9 protein-coding genes are annotated in these 12,964 nt (G+C 45.8%); 3 read left to right on the top strand and 6 right to left on the bottom strand.

Going from position 1 to position 12,964, the window contains the following annotated elements; all coding sequences use genetic code 11:
* Nucleotides 1–330: 330 nt before the first annotated feature.
* Nucleotides 331–603 (top strand): MoaD/ThiS family protein, encoded by a 273-nt coding sequence (locus tag SWH54_11475; GenBank protein ID MDY6791874.1) that lies wholly within the window; start codon nt 331–333, stop codon nt 601–603.
* A gap of 112 nt (nt 604–715) precedes the next feature.
* Here the strand turns inward: SWH54_11475 and SWH54_11470 are convergent, their stop codons facing one another.
* The gene (locus SWH54_11470; GenBank protein MDY6791873.1) at nt 716–2,068 is read right to left on the bottom strand and encodes a sigma 54-interacting transcriptional regulator; all 1,353 of its coding nucleotides are present in this window, start codon (nt 2,066–2,068) and stop codon (nt 716–718) included.
* Nucleotides 2,069–2,330: 262 nt separating this feature from the next.
* On the opposite strand from SWH54_11470, the gene sfsA reads away from it, so the two are divergent.
* Together sfsA and SWH54_11460 are read left to right on the top strand one after the other, a co-directional pair.
* Nucleotides 2,331–3,056, top strand: a complete 726-nt coding sequence (sfsA, locus tag SWH54_11465) for a DNA/RNA nuclease SfsA (GenBank protein ID MDY6791872.1) — start codon at nt 2,331–2,333, stop codon at nt 3,054–3,056.
* A gap of 138 nt (nt 3,057–3,194) precedes the next feature.
* Nucleotides 3,195–3,671, top strand: coding sequence for a ferritin family protein (locus SWH54_11460; protein MDY6791871.1), 477 nt, complete (start codon nt 3,195–3,197; stop codon nt 3,669–3,671).
* Nucleotides 3,672–4,189: 518 nt separating this feature from the next.
* Here the strand turns inward: SWH54_11460 and cydB are convergent.
* The 5 genes from cydB to SWH54_11435 all read right to left on the bottom strand — a co-directional run bounded on the left by cydB (nt 4,190) and on the right by SWH54_11435 (nt 12,963).
* Nucleotides 4,190–5,218, bottom strand: a complete 1,029-nt coding sequence (gene cydB / locus SWH54_11455) for a cytochrome d ubiquinol oxidase subunit II (protein MDY6791870.1) — start codon at nt 5,216–5,218, stop codon at nt 4,190–4,192.
* A gap of 42 nt (nt 5,219–5,260) precedes the next feature.
* A complete protein-coding gene (locus SWH54_11450) occupies nt 5,261–6,571 on the bottom strand; it encodes a cytochrome ubiquinol oxidase subunit I (protein ID MDY6791869.1) in 1,311 nt (436 codons plus the stop codon).
* Between the two features lie 13 nt (nt 6,572–6,584).
* Nucleotides 6,585–7,055 carry an Rrf2 family transcriptional regulator gene (locus SWH54_11445; GenBank protein MDY6791868.1) on the bottom strand — a complete coding sequence of 157 codons (471 nt, stop codon included), beginning with the start codon at nt 7,053–7,055 and terminating at the stop codon, nt 6,585–6,587.
* Between the two features lie 135 nt (nt 7,056–7,190).
* Nucleotides 7,191–10,067 (bottom strand): PAS domain S-box protein, encoded by a 2,877-nt coding sequence (locus SWH54_11440; protein ID MDY6791867.1) that lies wholly within the window; start codon nt 10,065–10,067, stop codon nt 7,191–7,193.
* 250 nt (nt 10,068–10,317) lie between these two features.
* The gene (locus SWH54_11435) at nt 10,318–12,963 is read right to left on the bottom strand and encodes a cytochrome ubiquinol oxidase subunit I (GenBank protein ID MDY6791866.1); all 2,646 of its coding nucleotides are present in this window, start codon (nt 12,961–12,963) and stop codon (nt 10,318–10,320) included.
* Between the last annotated feature and the right edge of the window lies 1 nt (nt 12,964).

Below are 12,964 nucleotides of genomic sequence, written 5' to 3'. Positions count from 1 at the left end.
CTATGAAAGCCTTTCAGAATTTGGGTTTTTGGTTTCGTCACCATCTGTATACCCTTATTCTAAAGGCTTTTCCAGCTTTTTTAGATGGTTATTACTACTTTTTTTCGCTCAATTGGGGTGTTAATTTACTGAAGTAGTTGTCATACCGAAATTAATTATAATAAAGACAGTGAGTTCTTTCTTTACGATTTCTTATATACGAGTTTTTCATCGTTTAAAACGGAATATATTTTTGAGAAACAGTATAAACCCCTTTTTCAACTGACATTACTTTTGATATCACTTTGTGCTAAACCCGCTGGCTATGCTTTGGAAAAAAAGGAGTCAGGTGTGAGCGTAAAGATAAACATTCATAAGACACATCGCCAATTTACCAATGGCTTAAATATCGTCGAGGTTGATGGAAATACGGTGGGTGCTTGCCTGGACAGTCTGGTCAGGAAGTTTCCCGGCATGGAAAAAGCCCTGTTTAATAAAAAGGGGAAACTGGCTAACGTAATTGAAATCTATCTCAATCTAAAAAGCGCCTATCCCGATGAACTGGCCAAACCGGTAAAAGATGGAGATGATATTCACATTACACTTATGATCGCAGGAGGATAAAACAGGGTATCACCTTTGAGAAATATCCTCTTATGACCGATTCATGGTGGTTGTCATAAATTTTCATGCCCGACTGGGCACAACGATGCATCAAACCAAAGGTTCGTCAGGCTTACAGTTTGTTGACGGTTACACCCGCCGGATGCTCTTTAAAAAATCTATACAGCGTGGCCCGTCCCACCCCAAGAAGTCTGGCAGCTTTTGCTTTATTCCCTCCTGTTTTGATCAGGGCCTTGTTCACCCGGTCGATATCCAGCTTCCCGGACGGGCCGCGTTTTGCAGCACTGTTTTTAACCTTGTCAAGTTCCATGGGAAGGTCATCCGGTTGAATCACTTTGCCGCGACATTTGACCATGGAAAATAAAACCGCGTTTTGCAGTTCACGCACATTTCCCGGCCAGTGGTAGTCCATCATGATAGACAACGCTTCCTCCGAGAACTTCTTTTTCTTTTGACCTTCGGTTCCCGCCTGATCCAGAAAAAAATCGATCAAAAGGGGAATGTCGATTTTCCTTTCACGCAACGGGGGAATATCTACCGGAATCACATTGAGCCGGTAAAAAAGATCTTCCCGAAACCTTTTTTTCCCTACTTCTTTTTTAAGGTCCTTGTTGGTGGCGCTGATGACACGGACGTTGACCGGTATGGCTTTTTCTCCTCCCACCTTCTCAATGATGCCGTCCTGCAAAAACCGCAGCAGCTTGACCTGTAACAATTTGGGAAGTTCTGCAATTTCATCCAGCAAAATACTGCCGCCGTCTGCAAGCTCGAAGCGTCCCTTTTTATCACGGATGGCGCCGGAAAAAGCCCCTTTCACATGACCGAAAAGCTCGCTTTCAATCAGCCCTTCGGGAAGGGCGCCACAGTTGATCGGTACAAACGGCCCGCCTCCGCGCTGGCTTTCATTATGGATGGCTTTGGCCACCAGTTCTTTGCCTGTTCCGGTTTCTCCAAAAATGTGCACCGGGTAATCATAGCCGGCCACATCTTTAATTTGCCTGAACAACATGAGCATTTTGCTGTCCCGGCCGATGATATTGGAAAACCCGGTGGATTCTCCGGCCCTGATCTTAAGATCCAGCAAATCGGTAATGTCCCTGAAGCAGGCCAGCACTCCGAAATCCTGGTTTTGGTTATCTTTCATCATCACCACAGACATTTCAACCTGACGGGACTCGCCGCTTTTGGTTATTATATTCAATGGATATTCAACTTTGTCAGTCAGAGCCGGTTTATCATTGAGAAAAGAACAGCGCCCCCCGCAGAAAGGTCCGCCAAACGCTTGGTGACAATCCTTACCAAGAACCTCCTTTCTGCTGTAACCGGTGATGTTTTCCGCCTCCCGGTTAAAATAAAAGATTTGCCGATCCAAATCGTGGGCAATGATGCCGTCCTTTAAACTGTCAAGCACCCGTTCCAGGTTGTTATGATTCGATATTACTTTTTCCAAGGATAATTTAGGCATAATAAATTTAGCTAACTGTCAGAAAAATTATAAGCGGGAAATAACATAGTTAACCGGCTTTATCAACCCTGCAATCCATATGATCACCTTTTTAATGCCAGAGGGCTTAGGGCAATATATTTCCCCAGGTCATATTGAATGCGTCGGCGATCGATTTTCTTTTTAAGGTTATTGGGTGTCATATTGATTTTTCTTCTTTGATGAAGTAGTAATTACCAGTATCCATTTCTAAGCAGAAATACAGCGGAATCCCTAAAAAATAATGAGAAGCAAAAACAACGCGCCAGGTCTTTTCTGGCCCAAGCTTATACCCGGAACCCTGGTCAAAAGATATAAACGCTTCCTGGCGGATGTAAGGCTCGACAACGACGACCTGGTTACGGCCCACTGCGCCAATTCAGGCACCATGAAAGAGTGCTCCGAGCCGGGCAGAAAAGTATATCTTTCATTTCACCACAATCCGAAAAGAAAGTTAAAATATACCTGGGAGATGATCAAAATGCCCACCTCCCTGGTGGGAGTCAATACCATGGTCCCAAACAGACTGGTAAAAAAATCGATTGAGGATGGGATGGTTGAACCCTTAAGGGGCTATAAAAACATAAAGGCTGAAATTAAAGTGTCCGACAAATCTCGCCTCGATCTCCTGCTTTCAAATGGGGATAAGGAGAAGTGCTTCGTTGAGATAAAAAACTGTACCCTGGTTAGAGATGGTCTCGCATCTTTTCCGGATGCAGTGACCACCCGTGGGCGGAAACACCTTGCTGAACTTCAAAGGCTCACCAAAGAGGGAAACCGCAGCATCATATTTTTCCTTGTGCAACGGATGGATGCAAAGGCATTCTCCCCGGCCGATGATATAGACCCTGCTTACGGTAAAGAGCTTAGAAAGGCAAAAACCTGCGGTGTTGAAATTGTTGTGTATGATGTGATCATCAATCTCGACAAGATCGTTTTGGCTAAAAAAATTCCTCAAATTGGCATTTGACAGCAGTATACCAATCTGATTAAGTAAGTTTTTGGTGTATGGCGTCAAGGCATAAAACCCAATTTTATGCCGAAAAAGGTAGAAATTTATACGACGCCATTAAAGTTTATTTAAAAACCCGAAAAAAAGGATAAAAAAATGAGTTACGATTTTAATGCAGATGAAATATTTGAAATGGCCGAGCAGATTGAAAGAAATGGCGCTTCCTTTTACCGAAAGGCGGCAGAATCGATTGATGATCCCGCTGAAAAAAAGCTATTGCTCGATCTTGCCGTCATGGAAGATGAACATGAGAAAACATTTGCCGATTTGAGAGCGAATCTGTCTGACCAGGAGAAAACCGCAACCGTATTCGACCCTGAGGGTGAGACAGCCCTTTATCTTCGCGCATTGGCCGATGCCCGGGTATTCTTTGAAAAAAAGATCGACGTCACTTCCATGGAAGAGATCTTAAAAGAGGCAATCCTGGCTGAAAAGGATTCCATCGTATTTTACCTGGGTATGAAAGAAATGGTTCCGGAAACTTTTGGGCAAACAAAAATTGATGCCATCATCAAGGAAGAGATGGGGCATATCAAGCTGTTAAGCGGTAAGCTGGTTGCCCTAAAAAAATAAACCCGGAGCGATCTTTTAGCTTAAACTGAATTTTCTACCAGATGGAGGCTTTCATCTGCATGTCTTTATAGCAGTCGGCATAAATTTTCATACCCGACCGGGCTGCATGAAACTTAAGGTTCGACCGGGGGAATCACCTATTGGCCCGTTACCAGACGTAACAAATGAGATCGAAATCCTACACGCCCCCTATCTTCTCTGTTAGACCGATACAGGCAGAGACGATTAACGCCGTCGTGGAATCCTGTCCCCTGGGGCTGGCTCAAATCTAATTGAAGTCTGCCTCAGGCAGACCGTACCTTCATATATAGATAAAATTGGTATGTCTGGTAACGGGCCCATAGGCGATTCCCCGGTCGAACCGAGTTAAGATTGAAAAACGACTGCTTGTTTCTAATGAATATGTTCAAACGGCAGAAGAAAGCCTACGCATAAGAACGGTTACTCATTACTTTTTAGGTAAAACTCCGTTAACAACCTGGTAAAAAATAAGCCCGGGTCTTAGCCTTTTCTTCCTATTAATATGCCTCCTCATAGGCAAGATCCTCTTGGGTCACCTTCCCTTTGAACAGATGATAAGCCCAAAACTGGTAAATGAGCACAATGGGAACAAAAATAAGGGCCAGCACCAGCATGATTGTAAGGGTCAGAGAACTTGAAGCCGAATTATAAGCTGTTAAGGTATAATCCGGGTTTATATTGGAAAGAAACATCCTGGGAAACAAACCGATAAACCCGTAAAAGGTTGCCCCGATGATGGCAACCGCGGAAGAAAACCATGCTTTCCAATAGCTTTTTTTGGCCAGAAAAAATTTTATCCCAAAAAGAGCCAGCACTGTAATCAGAATAAATATAAACAGCGCCGGTTGGGCAAGGTAATTGTCATAAATTTGGGTCGCAAAGGCCGAAGCCACCAGGAAAATGACGGCAACGGCTAAAAGCACCGGCCACAGCTTGTTGGCAATTCCGGCCGCCCTGTGATGAAGATCCCCTTCAGTTTTAACCGCCAGCCATAAGGAGCCGTGAACGAGAAATATAAGCAGGAAAAGAACCCCTCCAAGCAGTCCGTAAGGATTCAACAGTGTCAATAAAGTCCCCTGATAGACACCATCGCCATTGATGGGAATCCCCTGAAATATGTTGGCAAATGCGACACCGAAAAGTACGGCCGGCAACAGGCTCCCCGCGCACATACAGGTGTCCCATAATTTTCGCCAGCGCGGATCATCCACCTTTCCTCGAAATTCAAGGGAAACACCTCTAAAGATAAGGGCAAACAGAATCAGCATCAAAGCCGAATAAAGGGAACTGAACATCACGGCATACACACGTGGAAATGCAGCAAAGGTGACACCTCCGGCGGTGATCAGCCAGACCTCATTTCCATCCCACAGGGGACCGACTGTGTTATACATAATTCTTTTTTCTTCATCGGTTTTACCCAGGATCGGGAGCAAAGTTCCCACGCCGAGATCAAATCCGTCTGTGACAAAATAAACGGCCCAAAGCAATACCCAAAGAAAAAACCATATTGTTTGTATATCCATTTTTTATCTCCTTTTAAAATTAAATGACTGTTCAGTCAAATATCATGCTGCTTCCGGTTCAGGTCCCTTTCTGGCATGTTTAATGATTAGATAAAAGCCGACGGCACCCAAAAGACCGTATACCAGTATAAATGCGGCAAGAGAAACTGCAACTTGCGAGGCTGCAATAGGAGAAACCGCATCCGCCGTTTTCATAATGCCATAAACAATCCACGGCTGACGGCCCACTTCGGCCAAGGCCCAGCCCATCTCGATGGCAATATAGGGCAAAGGGATGGAGAAAAGCATCAACTTCAGGTACCATCGACTTTCGGTCAGGCGATTTCTTCTTAACCACCCGATAAGGGTGACCAGGGCAAAGTATAATCCCAGGCCCACCATGACCTTGAAAGAGACGAATGGAATTAGCACCGGCGGTCTTTCATCAGGGGGGAAGTCCTTCAGCCCTTTTACTTCTGCATCCATACTGTGAAAAGCCAGCAGGCTCAGCATTCCCGGCAATGGCCCTATTTCAATACTGTTTCTTTCGTTGGCTTCATCGGGAAATGAAAAAAGATAAATGGGAGCATTTTTAGCTGTCTCCCAGTGGGATTCCATGGCCGCTAATTTTGCGGGTTGTTTTTTCGCCAGATCGCTGCCATGCACGTGGCCTTCGATGATCTCAAAAAAAGAAAAGATCAGACCAAAGACCAGCGCAATTCGAAAAGACCTGGTAAAAAATTCCACATGCTGTTTTTTTAGTAGATGATATGCACTGACACCCATTACGAAAAAGGCACTCAGAATATAGGCCGCACTCACCGTGTGAAAAAACATCAGGATACCGAATTCGTTGAGGGTCACTGCGGCAAAACTTTCCAGCTCCGCCCTGCCGTTTCTGATCACATAGCCCACGGGATGTTGCATCCAGGCATTGGCGGTTAAGATCCACACCGCCGATCCGGTTGAGGCAAAGGCGATCAGCCACATAACAGTGGCATGTGCTTTTTTAGAAATTTTTCGCCAGCCAAAGATCCATACCCCGAGAAGAATGGACTCTAAAAAGAAGAATCCCAATGCCTCAATGGCCAGAAGGGATCCGAAGATGTCCCCCATAAATTCCGCATACCGGGACCAGTTTGTCCCGAATTGAAACTCAAGGGTGATTCCGGTCACCACTCCAATGGCAAAATTAATGAGAAATAATTTTCCCCAAAATTTTGTCATTCTCAGGTACATCTCGTCTCCGGACCGTACATATCTTGTTTCCATAATGGCCACCATCACTGATAAGCCCAAGGTGAGCGGAACAAAAAGAAAATGAAAGAATGTGGCCGCGGCAAACTGCAATCTGGAAAGCATTAAAACGTCCATAAGCGAACCTCCTTTAAAAAATATCTTCCTTGATTGTATTTTTCTTATATAGTTCAGGCGATGTTACCGGAAAGACGCAAGTTTCCTCTTCCAGCATTTTAGCGAAGGTGGCCTCCTTGAGGGTTTCCCTCAGCTGTTTCCTGGCCTTTTCCCATACACGATGAATGAAGCACCCCGGACTCCTGAAACAGGATTCCGGCCGCATCACACAGTCAGTTAAAAAGATTTCCCCGGTGACCGCTTCAACCACGTCCAACAGCGTTAATTTTTCGGGTGATAACAAAAGCCGGTATCCTCCGTGTGCCCCCTGAATAATTTCGATAAACCCAGCCCTGGCCAACTGCTGGGCGATTTTGCCTAAGAACTGTTTCGGTATATCCATGGCCCTGGCAATCTCTATGCGCCCCACCACCTTCCCGGGTCTGTTTCCAGCCAGAAAAAGGATACAGCGGACACCATATTCACCTGCTCTTGTAAGCCTCACCTTACCCTCCACTATATATAAGATAATTAGGATTATTTATATCCTATATAAAATATAAAAAATCCTGTCAACTACTTTTTCTACCTGAATGAAACACAAGGAAAGATTCAATGATATTCGTGTTGGCTATGAAGATTAACCCTCAGCCGACAGCTCTTTTTCGCTGACAGGGAGGTATATATTAAAAGTCGTTCCTTGACCCGGCTGACTTTCAACGTCAATAAAGCCATGGTGATTTTTGACAATACCAAAAACCGATGCCAATCCCAACCCGGTCCCGCGGCTCATTTGCCTGGTGGTGAAAAAAGGTTCGAAAATACGACGCATGACCTCTTCATCCATCCCACAACCGTTATCTTTTACAGACACTTTTACATATTTGCCGGAAGGCACACCATGGGCCCGAACATATGGTTCATCACAATTCATATTGGTTGTTTTCAGGAATATGTTTCCGCTGCCGGACATCGCGTGGGCGGCATTGAGATAAAGGTTCATCATCACCTGTTCAATTTGGCTGCGATCCGCTTCTACCGCCCATGCATGTTTGGTTAGATCTTGATGGATCTCAATCTCTTTACGGGTCCGGCCGAACATCTGGGCGGTATGCCGCACAGTATCGTTCAGGTCGATGGGGCGGGCATCATATTTCCCGCCACGGGCAAATCCAAGCAACTGTCGGGTTAAATCGGCCCCGCTGGCGACGCACTGTTCAATGACTTTAAGATTTTCCTGCAAACCTGTATCCTGCCAGTTTTTTATCAACAAGGTAGATATATTTCCCTGAATGGCCATCAGCAGATTGTTAAAATCATGGGCAATCCCACCGGCCAAAGTACCGATGGCCTTCATGCGCTGGGCATGTTGAAGCTGTTCTTCCAGTTTGTGTTTTTCATTTTCGGCCTTTAACCGATTGGTGTGATCCCGGGCAACACCCCTAAAACCCACAGCTTGCCCCTCTGCATTTTTAATCAGAGACGCGGACATCTCCAGATGACGTTCCTTCTGGTCTTTCCCCATGATGGTATAACGGGTAAAGTCCACCGGCAGCCCGGTTCTATAAATTTCATTGAATTTATTATAGATCCGCTGAGCCGTCTCAGGAGTGGAGTACTCCCGGTTGTTCATACCGATCAGCTCTTCCTCGGAATACCCGGTAATTTGGCAGATCGCATCGTTGACAAATGTAAAATTGCCGGCCAAATCAACTTCAAAATAAGCTTCTTGAATGTTTGCCAATATATTTCGGTATTTATCCTCACTTTCCCTGAGGGCCTTTTCCGTTTCCAGACGCTGTTCGATTTCGCCACGCAGTTGTGTGTTGGTACGTTCAAGATCCGCAGTACGCTGTTTAACTTCATCTTCCAGGTGATTCCGATATTTTTCCAGCTGGGCCTGCACCTGCTTGCGTGCGGTAATGTCGCGCAAGGAGCCGATAATTTTTTGCTGCCTTTTCTTTTTGTCGCGAATTAAAATGCAGTTAAGTGACGCGTAAACGGTTTGGAAAGCCTCATCTTTCATGGTGACTTCGTAATCTGTCACCCGCCCGTCTTTTTCCAGGGCATCCAATAGATTTCTGCTCTTTTTGGGTGTTTTGTAAAAATCATACACAGATCGACCGATCAACTCTTCCCGTTTGACGTGATAAATATGCTCCACCGACGGGCTGATTTCCAATATCTTGCCATCAATACCGACTTCATAATAGATGTCCTGAATATTGCTAAAAATGCTTTTGTACTTGGCCTGCATTGTTTTTATCCCTGCTTTCATGCGGACAAAGGCGTCGGCCGTGGTTTGGAGCTCTTTATAAATCGACCGGATCGGCCAATGGTCTTCCAAATCCCCTTGCTCGACGGCGTGGGCTTGAGCGGAAAGACTTGAAATCGCTTTGATGATGTCTTTGGCTAAAAACAAAGCCACTAACGCGGCCAACAGGGAAATGACAAGGGTGAAATATATGTTTAAACGACGGTTGTCTTTGATGGCACCTAAATAGTCGTCCGCGGGCATATAAATACCGATAATCCAGGGCCAGTTCTCCGCGGCAAAGGGTTTAAACATGGCCAGAAAGGTCTTTCCCTGGTGTTCAAAGTGGCCGAAATGCGGCACATTCAGCCGGATGGTACCGTCCGGACGCTGATTAAGGTGTGCGGCTGTAAATGCCTTTCGGCTAATGGCGTGCTCCAATTCATGTATTTTTACAAATCGGCTGCCGGCAGCCGCTTGGTTTGTTTTGGTTTTAAGTTTATCCGGCTCAGGGAATGCAACCATATCGGAGTTACGGTTAAACAGAAAGGCCTGGCCGTTTTGACCGATTTCCAGTTCGGCAAAAAAAGTGGACAACCGGTCAATGGTAAGATCGACTCCGACAATCCCTTTAAGTCTTCCCTGCTTGTCATACCAGGGGGCAGCTACGGTAATGCCGGGTTTTTGAGAGGTAAAGAATATATAGGGGTCGGACCAGATGGTACTCTTGTATTTTAGCGCCTTACGGTACCAGGGGCGGACGCGGGGATCATAGGTGTCACCAGAAACCTGTTCCTGATCAACCACTTGTCTTTGGCTATTGCGCCAGATCAGCCTGGTTTGTTTATGCTGGTTGTGATGGGTAATTATTTTAGTGCGAAATCCACCCGGACCTTTTTGATTGTGGCGTCGGACATCAAAAAAATCACCATTGGGATACCCTACATAAATACCGGCAAAATGGGGATAAAGGCTCAGTTGATTGTGAAAATAATGGATCAGGGACTCAGTTTGGGTATGATTCAGCACACCGTCGGTCAGCATTCGGGTGGTCAATTCTGCAGAGTGTTGGGCGGTAACTAAATGTCGATAGGACTGGCTTTGAGCCAGATCGGCCACGTTTGCCATAATTTGACGGGCATGTTCCTGTAGGACACGCTGAGAGGTAAAAAACGAAGATGAAGCGGTTAATAAATGGGTCCCCCAAATCAAACCCAGAAATCCAAAAATCAGTGTCCAGCGAATGGAAAGTTTCATATTCATGCGATTAAAATTCGACCCCCTTAAGGTGTTGAACAAAATCATCGATTTGCCTTAAGTATTTCGTTGATTCATTTAATGCAAAGCTCATGCATCTGTCAAACCCATTTTCACCCTTTCGCGGGGCAAAGGTATTGGGGGATGGTGCCACTTCAGGAACCGGTCCAGGGCTTAAAAGTTTTTTTTCATACAATATCAACCTATGGGGGGATACTTGACTCGGTATTGAATGGTCTTGCATATTTTACACCACTCACCGAACATTTCTGAACATGGCCAAACTGTTGGGGTGGTGCAGTTCCTCATCCATATCGATGGTATGACACACCTTGCAGTTCTTGTTTGAAGCGATGGGATAAGGGTTCCCCTGGTATTGAAACGGCTGGATATTATCTCTGTTATTGCCGTAAATATTGGTTGCCGGATACACGGCATGGGTAGTTGAATGGCATGCCTGGCACATGATTCCGGCATCACCCGTCCGTGAACGATAAAGCTGATCCTTCGATTTTGTCCACTGATTAAAGGTTTGGTCGGTTTCGGGCGGATTGAAATCAATATGACAGTTCAGGCAGTCGGGCTGGTTGATCCATGGATTTCTCGGTTTTATGCCGCCAATTGAATCTACCCGGGTGGGGACAAGATGCTTCATCAGCCGTTTGGCGCTTTTTTTCCCGGCCTTTTGTTCCGCCACCAGAAGGCTCAATGCATGATCCTCCAGATTCCCATGACAACTGGTGCAATCCAGGCCGATTTCATGATGGATCCCTCGTAAGCATTGGGTATGACCGCCCGCTGAAGATGGATGACAGGCATGGCATGCTTCCACATCTCTATCGGTAAGGTAGTTGGCATGGAACCCGTGAATAGCGGCAGAAAGGTTCAACACGCCGGGCTTTGATTTTGTGTCTGAATTCGCGTCCAGATGGCAGGACTTACAAAGATAGGGCTTTCCCTGTTGGGCCATCTTCAGCAATTCGGTTTTGCTTATCTTATCGTGCATGGCCAGAATATCTGAAGCGGTTTCATCTGAAATTCCCGTCACCCCCTCCATGCGCCATTTTCCCCCATGACAGTTTTTGCATCCCATTTCAGTGGAAACAGATGCAACCACCCGGGTGCGGGCAAGCCGTTTTCCGCTGTTTTGGTCCATGGCCTCAATGGTAAACAGAGGATAAGGGTTATACCTATTATCAGCGGAATAGGGAACCACCGGGATACCATCAGCCACAAACACCTGGTTTTCATCGTCCAGTTTCATCTTTCCCTTCAGCCCGTTGCCGGTAAGCCCGATATCAGGGGGCAGTTTCTTTCCGAAAAATTTTTGTGCATGGTTCCAGAATTTTACCGTTTTGGACGGATACTCGAATCCCGGTTCAACCTTGTAAGTCAGCTTGACCCCCTGGGTAACCATTTCAGGGGTTTCCCCTCTGCGTATCAGATAGGCGGAAATATCATTACCGGGCGGAGTCAGTATGAACCATGAAGCGCTGTCGGAAATACAGCGCATGCCGATGTTACTCCAGGCCAGAAGTATGTATTCATCCTTTTTTTCATCAAAAGGATCAATGGGAGCGGGCAACTCCTTTACTGCCGCCTTTGTCGGAATGTCTGCCTTTCCGTGCAATTTTTCCACCATATACCTGGAAAGCGCCAGACGTTCCATCCGGGTACCCATGAATTTAGGCATGTAGTCATTTATTTTTCCCTGACCGTTGAGCTGTGAATCCATACCAAAAACGGTAAATTTTTTAGTCAGCGGAAGAATGTCATTTAAAGCCCCCCCCACACTGTGGCAGGTGATACACTGGAGATTAAAAATCTCCCGTCCGGCGTGGAGCATGTTGGCATCACTTATCTCTTGGTGCTTTACCCATTTGGCTGTCTTAAGGAATCCATGCTTATTTATGTTGGCTTCATCCTCAATTTTAATGGAATTTGAATACATATGCCCGTAAATAAGAAATGGCCGTCGAGAGGCCTCCCTGATCCACTCAAATGAACCCATATAGACCAGGCCGATAACAAGGATAACAAATGCCATATATTTTTTTATGTTGCCCGGCACGCGGATGGCCATTAACAGACCGCCGATGAATAAAACCGGAAGAACGGCGGCAAAAATTTTAGTCAGTGGAACAATTTCGGGCGAACGACCCAGAATCATAGCTTTTAGCGAATCCGGGAAAGCAGCAAAGTACCACCAGGCAAATAAAACCATAAATATAAACGGCAAAAGCAGCCACCTGGCACAATAACAAACCATGTTTTCCTTGAAATCCGGATCCTTTATAAAAACAGCAGTGATAAAACCGAATATTCCGGCCAGAACAAGAGAGATGGTGATGCGAAAAAACATGGACGGCCAGAAACTGGGGTTGAAAAATCCATCCCAGAAACTGCGTGTTACCAGCCAGTCCCCCGGGGTCTGCATAAAGGAAATGATACCGTTGATCAATATAAGGGAAATCAGAGCGGAAACGGCATAGATCCAGCCGAGGATAAGGTGGGCTTTATGATCTATTTTATTAAAAGTGTAAAAGTATAAAAAAAGCGCCACGATTTCCAGTATGAAAAAGACCCATTCCATGGCAAAACCGAATACAAAAGTATGGATAAGTACAGAGGTTGCCGCCGGGCTGAGCAGGGAAATAGTAAACCAGATCCCCACACCGGTGACAGAACTAAAAACCATGGTCAGCAGCAGAAAGAACTTGCTATGCTTTCGCGTGTATTCCAGGACCGCCGTAGAGTTTTCCCTGAGCCCTTTCATTTCGGTCAACACCAGAAACAGGCCGCCACCCACTGCAAAATGGGCCACATACACATGCACCACCGCCATCAGGGCGATCAGAAGGCCGCCGCCGGCATAATACAGTTCCCATACCGGGTAATTCATA

The organism is Thermodesulfobacteriota bacterium, from assembly GCA_034189135.1.
GTDB lineage: Bacteria > Desulfobacterota > Desulfobacteria > Desulfobacterales > JAUWMJ01 > JAUWMJ01.
Note: the sequence above shows the minus strand (reverse complement) of the source record. Positions and strands in the feature narration are given on the sequence as shown.